Origin of the sequence: Amycolatopsis sp. NPDC057786, from assembly GCF_042797905.1 — a bacterium.
Taxonomy (GTDB): Bacteria; Actinomycetota; Actinomycetes; order Mycobacteriales; family Pseudonocardiaceae; genus Amycolatopsis.
In genome coordinates this window covers 36826-51698 of sequence record NZ_JBHVKW010000061.1, presented here as the reverse complement: position 1 = coordinate 51698, position 14873 = coordinate 36826, and the positions used below count along the sequence as shown (strand labels likewise).

General features: G+C 68.5%; 14 protein-coding genes. 5 read left to right on the top strand and 9 right to left on the bottom strand.

Annotated features, from left to right (window positions below; genetic code table 11):
* Positions 1-424 precede the first annotated feature (424 nt).
* Complete coding sequence (locus tag ACFVM3_RS26970; RefSeq protein ID WP_378442772.1) at positions 425-1516, bottom strand: lipase family protein; 1092 nt, start codon at positions 1514-1516, stop codon at positions 425-427.
* A gap of 91 nt (positions 1517-1607) precedes the next feature.
* Here ACFVM3_RS26970 and ACFVM3_RS26965 point away from each other — a divergent pair, with 91 nt between their 5' ends.
* Positions 1608-2228: a TetR/AcrR family transcriptional regulator gene (locus tag ACFVM3_RS26965; RefSeq protein ID WP_378442771.1), complete on the top strand. Its 621-nt coding sequence runs from the start codon at positions 1608-1610 to the stop codon at positions 2226-2228.
* Positions 2229-2231: 3 nt separating this feature from the next.
* On the opposite strand, the gene ACFVM3_RS26960 is transcribed toward ACFVM3_RS26965, so the two are convergent.
* From ACFVM3_RS26960 to ACFVM3_RS26925, 8 genes are all read right to left on the bottom strand, one after another.
* Positions 2232-3776: a hypothetical protein gene (locus ACFVM3_RS26960; protein ID WP_378442770.1), complete on the bottom strand. Its 1545-nt coding sequence runs from the start codon at positions 3774-3776 to the stop codon at positions 2232-2234.
* Positions 3777-3886: 110 nt separating this feature from the next.
* Entirely contained in the window at positions 3887-4480 is a 594-nt protein-coding gene (locus ACFVM3_RS26955) for an ATP/GTP-binding protein (RefSeq protein ID WP_378442769.1), read from the bottom strand.
* The gene (locus tag ACFVM3_RS26950) at positions 4458-4838 is read right to left on the bottom strand and encodes a DUF742 domain-containing protein (RefSeq protein WP_034308529.1); all 381 of its coding nucleotides are present in this window, start codon (positions 4836-4838) and stop codon (positions 4458-4460) included. Before ACFVM3_RS26950 ends, ACFVM3_RS26955 begins: the two co-directional genes overlap by 23 nt.
* Positions 4839-4858: 20 nt before the next feature.
* The gene (locus ACFVM3_RS26945) at positions 4859-5284 is read right to left on the bottom strand and encodes a roadblock/LC7 domain-containing protein (protein ID WP_005156032.1); all 426 of its coding nucleotides are present in this window, start codon (positions 5282-5284) and stop codon (positions 4859-4861) included.
* Positions 5281-7893: a nitrate- and nitrite sensing domain-containing protein gene (locus tag ACFVM3_RS26940; RefSeq protein ID WP_378442768.1), complete on the bottom strand. Its 2613-nt coding sequence runs from the start codon at positions 7891-7893 to the stop codon at positions 5281-5283. Before ACFVM3_RS26940 ends, ACFVM3_RS26945 begins: the two co-directional genes overlap by 4 nt.
* Positions 7894-7895: 2 nt before the next feature.
* Positions 7896-8684, bottom strand: coding sequence for an ABC transporter ATP-binding protein (locus ACFVM3_RS26935; protein WP_378442767.1), 789 nt, complete (start codon positions 8682-8684; stop codon positions 7896-7898).
* Positions 8681-9634, bottom strand: a complete 954-nt coding sequence (locus ACFVM3_RS26930; RefSeq protein WP_378442766.1) for an ABC transporter permease — start codon at positions 9632-9634, stop codon at positions 8681-8683. Before ACFVM3_RS26930 ends, ACFVM3_RS26935 begins: the two co-directional genes overlap by 4 nt.
* Entirely contained in the window at positions 9631-10635 is a 1005-nt protein-coding gene (locus tag ACFVM3_RS26925) for an ABC transporter substrate-binding protein (protein ID WP_378442765.1), read from the bottom strand. The genes ACFVM3_RS26930 and ACFVM3_RS26925 overlap by 4 nt, the downstream gene beginning before the upstream one ends.
* 388 nt (positions 10636-11023) lie before the next feature.
* On the opposite strand from ACFVM3_RS26925, the gene ACFVM3_RS26920 reads away from it, so the two are divergent.
* From ACFVM3_RS26920 to ACFVM3_RS26905, 4 genes are all read left to right on the top strand, one after another.
* Entirely contained in the window at positions 11024-11395 is a 372-nt protein-coding gene (locus ACFVM3_RS26920; RefSeq protein ID WP_378442764.1) for a hypothetical protein, read from the top strand.
* A 523-nt stretch (positions 11396-11918) separates the two neighbouring features.
* A complete protein-coding gene (gene pdxH / locus ACFVM3_RS26915; RefSeq protein WP_378442763.1) occupies positions 11919-12596 on the top strand; it encodes a pyridoxamine 5'-phosphate oxidase in 678 nt (225 codons plus the stop codon).
* Positions 12597-12953: 357 nt separating this feature from the next.
* Positions 12954-14237 carry an MFS transporter gene (locus tag ACFVM3_RS26910; protein WP_378442762.1) on the top strand — a complete coding sequence of 428 codons (1284 nt, stop codon included), beginning with the start codon at positions 12954-12956 and terminating at the stop codon, positions 14235-14237.
* Positions 14238-14261: 24 nt separating this feature from the next.
* Positions 14262-14846 carry a DUF3558 domain-containing protein gene (locus ACFVM3_RS26905; protein ID WP_378442761.1) on the top strand — a complete coding sequence of 195 codons (585 nt, stop codon included), beginning with the start codon at positions 14262-14264 and terminating at the stop codon, positions 14844-14846.
* The last annotated feature ends 27 nt before the right edge of the window (positions 14847-14873 follow it).

Below are 14873 nucleotides of genomic sequence, written 5' to 3'. Positions count from 1 at the left end.
CCGCGACCAGCCCAAACAGACAGAAACCCAGCCACAGACAGAAACCCAAGACCACCAACCCACGACCCCGACGAACAGGTTAAAACTCAAGCTAGTTGGTCGCAACCGGACGTCACGCGTGATCAGACGGACGACACGCGTGATCAGACGGACGACACGCGTGATCAGACGGACGACACGCGTGACTGGACGGACGACACGCGGCGAAATCCGGCGTCGGTCGTGTCGTCCGTCCAATCACGCGAGTCGTCCATCTGGCCACGTGAGTCGTCCGTTCGGTCACGGGGTGGCCGGCCGCCGGTCTAGCGTTGCTAGAAAACCTAGCGTTACTAGAGGTCCCTTGCTCCCCTCTGGAGTGGCTGGTGGGCTCGTGTGGCGGCGGAAGCACGTTGCGAAAGTGGCTTTCGCGTCATCACCCCGCGCCTCAGAACTTGGTGCCCAGCCAGGTCATCGCGACCGGACCACCCGCCGCGACACCGCCGATGTGTTCCAGCAGCGGGAACTCCTGCCAGGTGACGTCGGCGCCGAGGGCGCGGTAGCGATCGAGCAGTCCCTTGCCGACCGAAAGCGGGATCAGTTCGTCCAGCGACGCGTGGTACAGGAAGACCGGCGCGCCCGGTTTGGTCTTACCCGCCAGGTTCTCGCCGAGCCGGGCCTGCCAGCGCGGGTCGGACGAAACGTTCGGCACGGTCGTGAAGTCGTTGAGCCGCGCGAAAGGGGCCGCCGCGCCGAGTTCGACGGTGCACGCTTCCTTGACCTTCGCGACGGCCCTCTCGCCCTTCGCGTTGAGCACCTCGTCGAACGGCAGCTCCGGATAAGCGGTCGCGTAACCGACGGCGGCGCCGAGCACCAGGCCGAACGCCGGCCCGCCGTCGTTGAACTTCAGGACGGCGTTCAGATCCGCCGGGACACCACCCTCCGCGACGCCGACCAGGTTGACGTCGGGGGCGTAGGACGGCTGGAGTTCTCCGGCGAAGGCCGCGGCTTGACCGCCTTGTGAGTAACCGAAAACACCGACCGGCCCGGTCTTGGAGAGGCCCGCTTCGGGGACGTTCGACGCGGCGCGGGCGGCGTCGAGGACGGCCCGGCCTTCGGACTGGCCGACGGCGTAGGTGTGCGTGCCCGGCGTGCCGAGGCCCTCGTAGTCGGTCACGACGACCGCCCAGCCGCGCGAAAGCGCTTGGCTCATCAGAAGGACTTCGTTCTCGGACCCGTTCGTCAGCCGGGTCGAGGGCGCGCAGCGGTCGCCGAGGCCGTGGGTGCCGACGGCGTAGCTGACCAGCGGGCGGGCGCCCTTCGTCCACGGCGAGTGCGGGACCAGCAGGATGCCCGACACCGTGTTCGGCTGTCCCGTCGCCGAGGTGGAGCGGTAGTGGAGTTTCCATGCCTTCGCCGGGGCGGTGGCGATGACCTGCTTGTAGTCGACCAGGTCCCCGGGCGCGCTCGGCGCGGCTTGCGCGGCGGGCGCGCCGATCAGGGTGGCGGTGAGAGCTGCGACCAGAACTGTCCGAAGCACCGTTGCCTCCAGTTTGGTAATTGAGATTTTCGCAATGTAGGCGGTGTTGCTAGCATCTGGCAATCCCTGTTACCGAATCGGGGGAGGTCGAGTGGCCCGCACCTATGGCGGGGTCGCGCCCGAGCGACGGCGCGCCGAGCGGCGTGAACGCCTGCTTTCGGCTGCACTGGACCTGTTCACCTCGACGGGTTACCAGCAGGCGAAGATCACCGAGTTGTGCACGCGCGCCGGAGTCTCGACGCGGAACTTCTACGAGGAGTTCGAGAGCAAGGAGAAGGTGCTGCTGACCCTGCACGAGCGCATCAACGCGCTCGCGCTGGAGCACGTCACCGGCACCCTGGAGCGACTGGAAGACGCCGACGCGGTCACCCGGATCGGGACCCTGCTGGACGTCTTCGTCGGCACGGTGACGTCGGATCCCCGGATGCCGAGGCTGAACTACGTCGAGGCCGTCGGCGTCAGTGCCGCTTTGGAGGCGCAGCACCAGGAATGGGTCGACCGGTGGGCCGCGTTCATCGAAACCGAGGCCCGGCACGCCGCCGCGCACGGGGTGGCGCCGGATCGCGACTACCGCCTGACGGCGATCGCGCTCGTCGGCGCGGCGACCGGTCTGCTGCGCGAGTGGCAGGCGCACAGCCCGCCGCTGCCGGTCGCCGACGTCGCGGCCGAACTCCGGGCCCTGATGCTGGCCGCCATCACCCGGCCCGGCTGAACGTCAGTTCTGGGCGCCTTCCTTGTCCGGGTCGAGGTCGATCCGGTCCCGCCGTTCGCCCTCGGGCTTCCCGCCCGGCCCTTCCTTGGCCCAATCGCCGAGCGTGCCGATCGCGCTCTGGAGCCGCTCCTTCTGCTCGGCGTCGGTCTGCGCGTACTTCTCGGCGGCTTCCTTGATGCGGTCGCCCGCGGCCAGGTAGCGCGCGGTCGTCTTCTGGAAGAAGGACTCGACGTCGTTCCGCAACTGCTTCAACGCGGTGTCGCCTTCGGTGGGGACGACCCCGCGACCGACGAGCTGGCCGTCGGCGTAAGAGGTTTTCGCGAGTTCCCCGAGCAAGCCCGAGTAGATCTCGGCCGCTCCGTAGCAGGCTTCGGCGAGTTGCAGCACGACCGTGACGTCCACGGCGTAGCGCTGGGTTCCGTCCGATCCTGGTTTGGCGCCGCCTTTCGCCGGGGGCTGCGTCATGTCGTAGAGCTCGAGATCGATGCGGTCGACCCCGGCGATCTCCTTCTCGATGGCCTTGATGGCGTCGTGGTAATCCTTCTCGGCCTTGTCCAGGTCGCTGTGGAGTTCGCGGACGCCGGTGTCCACATGGGCGAAGAACGCGTCCAGTTGCGGGAACCGCAGGTCCGAGTTGAACGGCCGCGCGGTGATGTTCATCGCGAACTCGAGCAGGACCAGCGCGTTGCTGACGCCGGGCGGAGCCGTACGGCCCAAAGCGCCGATGATGGTTTTGGCGTACTCCCACTTGTCGGTGATGGCGCTCAGTACCAGCTTCTCCTTGGGGGGTTCCGCCGGAGCGGGGGCGGCTTCGTTGAGCGCGGTGGTGGCCTCCGCGATGAGCTGCAGGATGTTGTTCCTGGCGGCGTGGATGATCGTGGCCCGGCACGAGTAGCTGTTCCCGAGCCACTTCACCAGGATGTCCTGATGGGTGAGGGTGGGGAGGACCGTCGCGAGGAAACCGTCTTGGAGGCTGTTCGCCGCGAGCCCCATCCAGCCGGTCATCCAGGCCCTGGTGCCTGACTCGTTGTTGCTGCCCGCGAGGAGCGCGATCAGGTTGTCCAAGTCGTGGTCGCCCATCGCGTTGCCGACCCGCATCTTCTTCTCGACGGACGAGAAGGCGCTGTAAGCCTCTTCGAGCGACGACAGTTCCGGCCCGCCCGCGAGATCCGGGATCGCGGTCGCCAGCTGTTCCCGTTTCCGCCACGCCCAATCCGCGACCTGGGTGAACACGTCGAGCGCCCGGCACTCGACGTACTTCGCGTCCCGCACGCTCCAGCCATCACAGGCCTCCGCCTGTGGCCGGTTCGCCGCGGTTCCGTCATTGACCGCCCACTGGACGATCGGGCAGACCGTCAGATGGCCCCACGAGTCGACCGGGGCCTGCCATCGAGTGGGCTCCGGTGCCCCGGGGAACTGGCTCACGCCACCCCGCAGCAGCTGGCCGGCGTCGTGCAGCCAGCGCTTCTCCAGCGTCTGCCAGTAACTGTTGAGCGCAGCGGTGAGCGTTGCCGAATACTCGCTTCCGCTCATGTACTCGCCGGACATCGCACCCACCCCGTTTCGCGTCCCGCGGCCGGACGGGGCGGGATGCGGTCGAGGGTAACAGGCTACTGTGACGTATTGGGTTGAATTGTCACTTCTTCTCCGCGATCGGGCTACGAGGCGGCGGACGCCCGCCGGAAGGTGTTGTGCAGCACGGCCAGCAGCGCGTCGCGGACCGAAAGCCGTTGTCGCGCGTCGAAGGTGATCAGCGGGACGTCCTCACCCACCGCGAGAGCCCAGCGCACGTCTTCGAGGTCGTGCTTGAGCGAACCGTCGAAGACGTTCACCCCGACCACGAACGGCAATCCCGCCTTCTCGAAGTAGTCGACGGCCGGATAGCAGTCGTCGAGCCGCCGGGTGTCGACGATGACGAGCGCGCCGAGGGCGCCCAGCACCAGGTCGTGCCACATGAACCCGAACCGGTCCTGTCCCGGCGTGCCGAAGAGGTACAGCTTCACCTCTTCGTCGATGGTGATGCAGCCGAAGTCCAGCGCCACCGTGGTGGTGGTCTTCGACGGCACCTCCCCGCCGGAGCCGTCGACGGCCGCGCCCGCCGAGGTCATAGCGGCCTCGGTGGTCAGCGGTTTGATTTCGGAGATCGCGCCGACGGTGGTGGTCTTGCCGACCCCGAACCCGCCGGCGATGACGATCTTGACCGGTGTCGGCGGCTTGGCAGGCACCGGTTCAGCGAATTGCTTCGAGTCCACGAATGACCCTTTCGATCATGCCGAGGTCCTGGGTGAAGGCTCCGGCGGGGCGACGGAGCACGACGTAGCCGAGTGCGGCGAGATCCGCGACGAGCACCCTGGCCACGCCGATGTGCAGGCCGAGCATCGCCGCCACTTCGGCGACGGATTTCGTTTCCCGGCAAAGGGAAACGATCTCCCGCCGTTCGAAGGTCAGCCTCGCGTGCGAAGCCGCGCCGAGCCTGCTCGTGAGCACTTGAGCCTCGATTTCGAGCGTGCCGTCCACCGGCTGCGCGCGGCCGGCGGTGAGCAGATACGGGCGTAGCGGCGAGATGCCCTGTTCGGCGCCCCGTGGCTGAGGTACCTGGTCGTCGCTCATTCCCTTGTCCCCTCGTCAGTTCAGCTGCCGACGCTCTTCTTGAGTTCCTCGATCAGCGCGGGGGTGAGCACCTCGGTCGCGCGGTTGGCGAACATCGCCATCTCGTAGGCGATCGTGCCGAGGCTGGCCTGTTTGGTGGCGAGCACGCCGAGCGAGCACCCGATGCTGATCGTGCAGACCAGGAGGTAGCCCTGCTCCAGCTCGATGATGATCTTGTCGGGTGAGCCGAGCGGGTGGCTCTCGGAGACGCCGTGCGCGAGGCCGAGCATCGCCGAGCAGATCGCGGCCAGCCGGTCGGCGTTGGCCCGCTCCAGCTCGGACGACATCGCGATCAGCAAACCGTCGGCCGAGACGGCGATCGCGCCCATCGCGCTCGCCGTGTTCTGCGCGAAGCGCGTCACCAACCAGTTGAAGTTCCGGGCTTCGACGCTGACTCCGGTCGTCATCTCTTGCTCTTCTCTCTCTGTTGCATCTCCGGGTTGACGGCTTTCTCCAACCCGTCACTGAAGGCGTCGAACGCGGCACGCTCGGCCTCGGGGTCACGCATGCCCTTGGGCTTGGTGGTGTTCAGCGCCGTCCGCGCGGTCTGGTGCCGCGCGGCCGGACCTTTCGCGAGCCCTGGCGCCAGCTGCGCGCCGGGGACCCTTCTGGTGAGACCGCCGCGCGAGGCGGCGGGCACTGGCGTCGGGGTGGGCATCGGCGCCGGGACGGCCGCCGGCGGCGCGGTGGCCTTCGCCAGCCCGGCCTCGAAGCCGTCGAAGGCAGCCTTGGCCGCTTCTGGATCATGCCTGGACTTCGGTCGCGAAGGCGCTTCGGGGGCTCCGGGGAGCTGCGCGCCCTTGACCCGCCGTCGCAGCCCGCCGCGAGTCTCGCCGGGATCGGCGGCGGTGAGCGTCGGCGCGGGCGCCTGGTACACGGGCGCCGGTTCGGGCACCGGCACCGGAGCGGGCGCGGGTTCCGGGATCTCCCCGTCGGTTTTGCGGAACCACCGGAAGTCCTTGGGACGCATGCCGTCGCGCGGGATCATCCCGGCGATCGCCAGCGTCGGGGGCTCGTGCGTTTCTCGCGGCTCCGGCCGGGACGGAGGCTCGGGCTCGTCGCTCGGTTCCGCGGTCGGCCACACGGGTGGCGCCGGGACGGACTTCGGCGTGGGCGGCCGGTACGTCAGCAGGTTCGGCGGGACGGTGAGCCGCGCGGTGATCCCCGCGCCAGGCTCGGTCTCGGTCAGTTCGACCTTGAGCCCGTGCCGCCGCGCGAGCCGTCCGACCACGAACAGCCCGAGCACACTGGTCGGCGCCAGTTCGAGCCGTTCGCGTTCGACCAGCCGCCGGTTCTCCTCGGCCAGGCGTTCCGCGGTCATGCCGATGCCCTGGTCCACGATCACGATCAGGCAGGAGCCGTCGGGGAGGATCTTCGTTCCGACGTCCACAAAGGACTCCGGCGGGGAGAACGACGTCGCGTTCTCCAGCAGTTCGGCGAAGATCAGCACCAGATCGGAGCCGAACGGCGACGACAGCAGGACGTCGCCCACCGAACCGAGCCGGACCCGCTGGTAGTCCTCGATCTCCGCGAGCGCCGAACGCAGTGCCGTCGACAGTTCGATCGGACCGGAAATCCTTGCCTCGTCACGGTTTCCCGACACGACGAGGAGGTTGTCCGCGTTCCGGCGCAGGCGGGTGGAGAGATGGTCGAGCCGGTAGAGGCTGGCCAGCAGGGCGACGTCCTGCTCGTTGCGCTCCAGTTCGTCGACCAGCGCGAGCTGCCTGCCCACCAGGTTCTGCGTGCGCTTCGCGACGTTGGCGAACATGAGGCCGACGTTGCGCCGCGTGACGGCCTGCCGTTCCACCAGTTCGGCCGCGGTGGCCTGCACCCGGTTGAACGCCTCGGCCAGTTTGCCGAGTTCGTCCTGTGAGGACACTTCGATGGTGGCGAGCCGCGGCGCGAGTTCTTCGGCCTGCTCGGTGTCGGTGACGCGGACCAGTTCGGTGCTCGCGAGGTCGGCGACCGACGTCGCCGCCGTGGTCAGCTTCCGCAGCGGATCGGCGATCGACCGGCTGACCGCGATCGCGAGCCCACCGACCAGCAGGAACAGCACCCCGGCGCCGATACCGATCGTCCACGCCAGGTTCTGCGCGGCGTCGGCTCGCGCGGTCGCGGCGTCGGTGATGCCGGTGGTGACCGCGTCCTGGGCGAGGCGCCGCTGGTTCGACTGGGCGTCGACGGCGCCGAGGATGTCCGGCAGCAGGCTCTGCACGGCCTGCGGACCGCGGGCCTCCGGGAGCCTGGCTTCCAGCGCGTCGACCCGGCGGCCCGTCTCGCCCTGTTCCACCGCGACGACCTGCGTGGCCTGGGCGACGTCGGCCTGCTGCACGAACCGTTCGAGGAACAGCGACGACTGCTGTTTCGCGTCGGCCAGCACGGGCGTACCCGATTCGGGGGTGACCAGCACGATGATCAACGCCATCCCGCGCAACGAGTTCTCCTCGTTCGCGCGCAGCAGCGCGTCGAGCGCGGTCAGCTGCTGGGTGCCTTCCGCGTCACTGGTCTGCTGCGGGACCAGGCGGAGCGAGTTGATGACCGCGTCGATCACCGCGTGGTACGTCCGCGCCACGCTGTCGAGCGAGGCGCCACGCCGGAGGGCGTTCTCCCGGATCTCGTTCAGCGATCCGATGCGCACCAGCGCCGCCGCGAGTTCTTCCGGCGCGTCGGCGCTCAGCTGCGAACGCACCTGGTTCACCGTGTCGGCGACGACGGTCTGCTGTTTCAGCATCGCCGCACTGCTCGCCGACGATGACGCGATGTAGTGCGCCGTCAGCAGCCGTTCGCGCTGCAGTTCCCAGGCCAGCGTGCCGAGCGCGCGGGCCTGCGAGGCGACGTCGGCGGTGGTGCGGGCGGACCGGGCGTCGTCGATCTCCCCCGCGACGTAAGGAACCGACACCAGGACCACGGCGGTCAGCGGCAGCATCAGGAGCAGGTTGAGCTTGCCCCGGATACCGAGCCTGCCGAGCAATCCGGACCGCGGCCCGCGTTCGGGCCGGGTCTTCCCGTGCCTCATGGTCACCTTTCTCCCCGGCTCCGCCCGAGGTGTCCGCGGTGCTGTTCCCGGACGAGGTCTTCGATGGACGCGCGCAGCGCGACGAACTCCGGCGCGCGTTTGACCGCGAGGTCGCGTTCGGCGGGCAGGTCGACCGCGATATCGGCGGCCACCCTGCCCGGATCCGAGGCCAGCACCACGACGCGACGGCCGAGGAAAACGGCCTCCTCGACGTCGTGGGTCACCATCAGCACGGTGGTGTGCGTGTCGGTCCAGATCCGGCGGATCAGGACCTGCATGTCCTCTTTGGTCTGGACGTCGAGCGCGCCGAAGGGCTCGTCCAGCAGCAGCACGTCGGGCTCGCACGCCAGCGCCCGCGCGATGGCGACCCGCTGCTTCTGCCCGCCGGAAAGCTGTTTGGGCAACGACTTCCGCAGGTGACCGAGGCCCGTCTCGTCGAGATACCAGTCGACCCGGCGGGCTCGTTCGGCCTTGTCGATGCTCAGCAGTTCGAGTCCGAACGCGACATTGCTCTCCACCGTGCGCCACGGGTACAGCGCGCCGTGCTGGAACACCAGTCCGCGATCCGGGCCCGGCCCGGTCACGACGTCGCCGTCGAGGGTGATCAGGCCTTCGGTCGGCTCGGTCAGTCCCGCGATCAGCGAAAGCAGGGTCGATTTGCCGGACCCGCTCGCGCCGACCACGCAGACGAAGTCGCCGCGCGTGACGTCGAGATCGATCCCGTCGAGCGCCCGGGTGGTCTTGCCGCGGACCGTGTAGTCCTTGGCGACCGCCTTCAGCTGAAGCGTCATGCCGCCCACTTCCCGACCCGGGCCCGCAGCAACCGCAAGGCGATGTCGATGACCAGTCCGAGCAGGCCGATCACGATCAGCAGCGCGAAGATCCGGTCGGTCTGGGTGAACCGCTGCGCCCGCATGATCCGCAGGCCGAGCCCGGCGGTGGCGTTGATCAGCTCGGCGACCACCACGAAGTTCCACGCGGCCGCGGCGTTGACGCGGGTCGCGTCGATCATCCCGGGCAGCGCGTGCGGGACGATCACCTTGCGCAGGACCTCGCCCCGCCGCGCGCCGAGTGTGTACGACACGTCGAGCAGCGAACGAGGCACCCCGCGGACGGCGTCGGCGATCATCAGCGTGTTGAAGAAGACCGTGCCGAGGAACAGGACCGCGACCTTCGACGGTTCGCCGAGACCGAGCCAGATCATCAGCAGCGGGATGAACGCGCTCGCCGGCAGGTAGCGCAGCATCGCGATGACCGGCTCGAAGAGCGCCAGTCCCGCGTCGAACGTCCCCATCACGATGCCGAGCGGCACCGAGACGAGGATCGCGAGCCCGAAGCCGAGCAGTACACGCTGCGTGGTGGCCCAGAGATCGCTGAACAGTTCGCCGGACTCGATCATCTTCAGCAGCGCGTCGAACACCGCGACCGGCGTCGGGAGGAACATCGGCTTGATCGTGCCCAGCGCGTTCAGCGTCACCCAGATCAGCAGCGGGATCACGAACGAGGCCACCGCCAGTGTCCACCGCCAGCGCGTGGGGATCGGCGTACGGAGTGAGAGCAGCGGCGAGGCGTTCGGCTTGAGGCCCGCCCGGCGGGGCAGCGGCGACCAGTCCGGTCGCGCGCCGCGCCGCTCTTCCTGCGCTTCGGCTAGCCGCTGTTCGTCGTCGAGGCGGCGCGCTTCGGCCTCGTCGGCGGCGTCCGTCCGCTGAGCGGCCCGCCCCGACGCGTCCGTGGCGCTCACTTCACCGCCTTGACGTACTGGTCGTCGAACAGCCCGTCGAAGTTCGGCCTGCTCTGCGCGAGACCGTTGGAGACGATGAAGTCGGCGATCTTGCCCGCCTGGAAGTTGAGGTGGGCGGGGGTGACGCCAGGGGTGAACGCGTCGAGGTTCTGCTGCTTGGTGAAGATCGTGGTGCCCGCGTCGTAGCTCTTGTACTCCTCGACCGACACCGCGCCGCGTTTGGCCATGATCCGCACGGCCTCGTCCCGGTTCTGCTTGATCCACTCGATGGTCTCGAACCAGGTGTTCACCAGCCCCTGGACCTCCTTCTTGCGCTCCTTCGACATCTGCTCGGAGACGACAAGGTGGTCGGGGATGGCGCCGGGGAACTCGGCGGACGTCGCGATCGCGCGGCTGCCCGGGCGCTCGAGCGCCTTCGTGGTGAAGGGCGCGAAGGCGGCGACGGCGTCGACCTGCTCGCCGACGAACGCGGCCGCGGCGGCGTCGGTCAGCAGCGGGACCAGCTCGATGTCCTTCTCGGTCAGCTTCGCCTCCTGCAGCGCCAACAGCAGCAGGTAGTGGTCGACGGTGCCCTGCTCGACGGCGACCTTCTTGCCCTTGAGGTCGGCGACGCTGGTGATCCCCTGGCGGGCGATGACCTTGTCGTTGCCGGTCGAGTTGTCGTTGACCAGCACGACCGACAGCTTCGCGCCACCGCTGACCGACGCGAGCGTGTCGTTCAGGGTCTGGCTGTTCGCGTCGATCGCGCCGGAGGAGAGGGCGTTGATGCTCTCGGTGTAGCTGTCGAACCACTTCAGGTCGACGTTCACGCCGTTCTTCTCGAAGAGTCCCTTCTCCTGGGCGACCGCCCACGGGAACCAGCCCGGCCAGGCGCTGTAACCGATCGTGACCTTGGTGCCGGAAGCGGCCGTGCTGTCGGAACAAGCCGAAAGGGCGGTCACGCCCGCCAGCGAAAGGACGCACAACAACGCCGTCACGAGACGGCGGGAACGGGAAATCACAACGCACTCCTGGGGAAGGGGAGTAACTCGGGCGTGGAAAGTTCCGGCTGTTCGAGCGCAGGACTGATCAACCGGTGTCGAACTCCCTCACGGAAGCCCGGCCGGCAATGGCGATGGCGCGGCCGCACACCCGGCCGTCCCATCAAAACCTCTGAACACTCTGGATAGAGGTGATCACCCCGTTGCTCTCGGCGGCGATCCTATCGAGTGGCGCAAGGTCTACCTAGTGTGATCGTCGGCTCTTGCACGATTCGCTGTCACATTCTGCTAAATCCGGCCGTTCGCCCCAAAGGGCGGAGTCTCGTCAGGCCGGCAACCCCGCTTCGGGCGCCGTACGTCCATCGGGTGTCGGGTGAAAATTTCGCCCGTCGTCCGGAGGGAGCAGAGGATGAAACTTCGTGCGGCCGCGTTGTGCGTCGCGGGTGCGGCGCTCTTGTCCACCTTGGCCGGTGCGGGGCAGGCGAACGCGACCAGACCGTCGAGTCTGGTCCTGAGCCCGAGCGCCGTCGTCGCAGGTGGGACGGTCACGGCGGACATCTACTGCCTGCGTCCGTCGGGGGCGGGCGAGCTCGCGGCGACCCTTGTCGCGGACGGGCTCGCCGCGCCGATTCCCTTGCGGGTGGTGGGAGACGGCGGCACCGGCGGCATCGGTGTCGCGTTGCGCGGCGACGGTCCGGTGGGGACGGTGCCGGGGCGGTACACGGCGTCGTACGACTGCTGGGGCTGGATCGTCCGCGCCGAGTTCACGGTCACGAACTGACAGCGCGGCGGAAGTCATGAACCCGGTTTCGGGACGCGAATCGGCGTCCCGGAACCGGCCTTCGCCGGCACATCTCACGGAGATGGTGCGCGCGGTAATTTCTGTCAATCGACAGAATTGGCTCGGGAGGGCGCGGGCCCGTCGTGAAAACCGGAAGAATTGTTCGTGAAGCGCCGAAACTTCGACGAAACAAAAGCGGAAAAGGGTGATCGGCAATTCCTTGTCGCTCCGTGCGGACCCGGTCTGTGCAGGCGCTTTCCGTCGTTTGCGCGGCCGGGTGCGAATTCATGGGCGAGCGGACGGAATCGAGGCGAAGGCCTCGGGTGACCGACGATCGACCTTGATCGATCAGGTCGGGCCAGGTAACGGGGAGGTGACGGCTTGCGGTCCAGCGGCTACACACAGATGATCGGGCAGGGGTGGCGGGTGTCACCGTTCAGTGGGTTTCGCCGCCGCCGTCTAGGCAATACCGTCGGCGGCAAAGCCGAAGTCATGGCCCCGATCGGGTACGGAGGTTTGGCGGATGATGCCGGAGATCAAAGAGGGCGCCGACGACGCCGTCGTTCGCCTGCCCGGAATGAGGGTGGCCTACGAAGGGGCCGCCTTCGACGAGTCCGCGCTGGCGGAGACGTGGACCGCCCAGCTGCAGGACTGGCTGAACCAGGCCGTCTCCGCCGGGATCCCCGAACCGAACGCGATGGTGCTCGCCACCGCCGACCCGGAAGGCAGGCCGTCCTCCCGGACCGTCCTGTGCAAGGGCCTCGACGAGCGCGGTGTCGTCTTCTACACGAACTACACCTCGACCAAGAGCCACGACCTCACCGCGACGCGCTACGCGTCGATCACCTTCCCGTGGTACGCCCTGCAGCGTCAGGTCCACGTACGCGGCGAGGTGGAGAAGGTCAACGTCGCCGAGACCGCCGAGTACTGGGCGTCCCGCCCGCGTGGTTCGCAGCTCGGCGCCTGGGCGTCGCCGCAGTCCCGCGTCGTCGACGGCCGCCGTGCCCTCGAGAACGCGCTCCACGGGATCGAACGCCGGTTCGCCGACGTCGAGAACATCCCGTTCCCGCCGCACTGGGGCGGGTGGCGCATCCGGCCGGACGTCGTCGAGTTCTGGCAGGGCCGCGAGGACCGCATGCACGACCGGCTCCGCTACGTCCGCACCGACGACGGCTGGCAGGTTGAGCGCGTCGCGCCGTGATATTTGTCTGTGTTTTTTGTCGAGCGCTGACGAAAAGCGCGCCGAAGGGGCGCCCAGACCGCTTGCGACTCGCGTTGGGAGCGGAGGGCGCCCCTTCATCGCGTTTTCGTGGGCCTTCGGCCCGAAAGAGGGCGCTCGACGGTGAAGTCTCCCCGTCGCGCTGGCGCGCTCCCGGGAGACCGTTGGGTCACCGAGTCTCGGTGCGGCTGCGTGGCGGGCTGAAGGGGCCCTTCACCTCATAAGACGCGGCGATAGCGGCCTTCACCGCGTCTGACGAGGGGAAGGGGGCCTTCACGCGCGGCCCGGTGAGGTAAATCGCGCGCGGATGGTTAGTTAGCGCGGCTAAGCTGTCTGGTTGTGAGTGACGACGTGGGGGTTGACCAGCGCAAAGGTGTCCGCAAGCTGTTCGGCTCGATAGTCGTCGACACCCGGCCGCTCAAGATCCCCGCGTTCCGCCGCCTCTGGCTGTCCACCGCGGTCACCGCCGTCGGCAGCCAGCTCACCGCCGTCGCGGTCCCCAAACAGGTCTTCGACCTCACCGGCTCGTCGGCGTACGTCGGCCTGACCGGCCTGGTCGCACTGATCCCGCTGCTCGTCTTCGGTCTCTGGGGCGGCGCCATCGCGGACGCCGTCGACCGCCGCAAACTCCTGCTCGTCACCAATGTCGGAGTCACCCTCACCTCGGCCGTCCTGTGGCTCCAGGCGTTCCTGAACCTCGGTTCCGTCTGGCTCGTCCTGGGGCTGCTCGCGGTCAACCAGGCGTTCTTCGCGATCAACATGCCGACCCGCGGTGCCGTCGTCGCCCGGCTGGTCCCGGACAGCCTCATCGCTCCCGCGACCGCGCTCAGCAGCACGATGTCCACCTTCGGCGCGGTCTTCGGCCCGCTGCTCGCCGGTTCGCTGATCCCGATCCTCGGCCTCTCGACGCTCTACCTGATCGACGTCATCGCACTGACCTTGACCCTCATCGCGGTCTGGAAGCTGCCCCCGATCCCGCCGCTCGGCGAGATCGCGCGCCGCGCCGGCCTCCGCGACATCATCGACGGCTTCAAATACCTGGCGACCCAGAAGATCCTGCTGGCCTCGTTTCTCGTCGACATCATCGCGATGGTCGCGGGCATGCCGCGCGCGCTGATCCCGGAGATGGCGGAACGCACCTTCGGCGACCCGCCCGGCGGCGGCCCGGCCCTGGGCTGGCTGTACGCGGCGCTCCCCGCCGGCGCGATGCTGATCGGCCTCTTTTCCGGCTGGCTGACCAGGATCCGCAAACAAGGTGTCGGCGTGATCGTCTCGATCTGTGTCTGGGGCGCCGCCGTCGCCGGTTTCGGGCTCGCGAACTCGCTGTGGCTCGCGGTGTTCTTCATGGCCCTCGCCGGGGCCGCCGACATGGTCAGCGCGATCTACCGCATGTCGATCCTGCAGCTCGCGACCACCGACGAGATGCGCGGACGGCTGCAGGGCGTGTTCACCGTCGTCGTCGCGGGCGGCCCGCGGATCGCCGACCTCACCCACGGCTGGGCCGCCGCCGGTGTCGGCACCGCCGCAGCGGCCTCCGGCGGCGGAGTGCTGGTCATCGTCCTGGTCATCGGCGCGGCGCTGCTCGTGCCGTCGTTCTGGCGGTACCGGGCCCCGGTGGACTGAGCCTTCCGGGCTATCGTCGGGCCCATGCGTATTTCACGGGCGATCATCCTGTTCGCCGCTGTCATCGCGACCCTTTCCGCCTGTTCGTCCGGGGACGAGAAGACGGACAACGCGGCCAAGCCGTCGAGCCAGGCTCCCGCTCCTTCCGCCGCGCCGAGTTCCTCGGCCGCTCCCACCGGTGGCAACGGATCGAAGGAGCCGTGCGCGCTGCTGCCCGCCGAGGCCGTGGGCAAGGCGGTCTCGATCCAGGGCGTGACGTCGGCGCCGGGTCCGGTGCAGGACAACGCCGCCAACGGTGGCAAGGCCAAGAGCTGTGTCTACTCCGCCGCGGGCAAGCAGATCGGCGCGCTCGCGGTCACCCGCTTCGAGGGCAACAAGATCAAGCCCGCCGAGATGGTCGCCGCGCTGAAGAAGGCCAAGCAGAACGCGAAGGACGTCGCCGGTGTCGGCGAAGGCGCCATCTACTACACCGACGAGAACAAGACCGCGACGCTGGCGGCCGCCGAGCTCGTGGACAACGTGCCGGTACTGGTCAACTACACCGGGCCGACCAAGATGACGCAGGAAATGATGCTCCCGCTGGTGAAGACCGCGGTCGACGCCAACTGAGCGGATTACCCAAAGGCGTGCTTCGTC

What these genes read in the sequence shown, in the direction of transcription:
- ACFVM3_RS26960 (WP_378442770.1), bottom strand. Translation starts at nt 3,776, where the DNA reads ATGTCCGGCGAGTACATGAGCGGAAGCGAGTATTCGGCAACGCTCACC.
- ACFVM3_RS26950 (WP_034308529.1), bottom strand. Translation starts at nt 4,838, where the DNA reads ATGAGCGACGACCAGGTACCTCAGCCACGGGGCGCCGAACAGGGCATC.
- ACFVM3_RS26945 (WP_005156032.1), bottom strand. Translation starts at nt 5,284, where the DNA reads ATGACGACCGGAGTCAGCGTCGAAGCCCGGAACTTCAACTGGTTGGTG.
- ACFVM3_RS26940 (WP_378442768.1), bottom strand. Translation starts at nt 7,893, where the DNA reads ATGAGGCACGGGAAGACCCGGCCCGAACGCGGGCCGCGGTCCGGATTG.
- ACFVM3_RS26935 (WP_378442767.1), bottom strand. Translation starts at nt 8,684, where the DNA reads ATGACGCTTCAGCTGAAGGCGGTCGCCAAGGACTACACGGTCCGCGGC.
- ACFVM3_RS26920 (WP_378442764.1), top strand. Translation starts at nt 11,024, where the DNA reads ATGAAACTTCGTGCGGCCGCGTTGTGCGTCGCGGGTGCGGCGCTCTTG.
- pdxH (WP_378442763.1), top strand. Translation starts at nt 11,919, where the DNA reads ATGATGCCGGAGATCAAAGAGGGCGCCGACGACGCCGTCGTTCGCCTG.
- ACFVM3_RS26905 (WP_378442761.1), top strand. Translation starts at nt 14,262, where the DNA reads ATGCGTATTTCACGGGCGATCATCCTGTTCGCCGCTGTCATCGCGACC.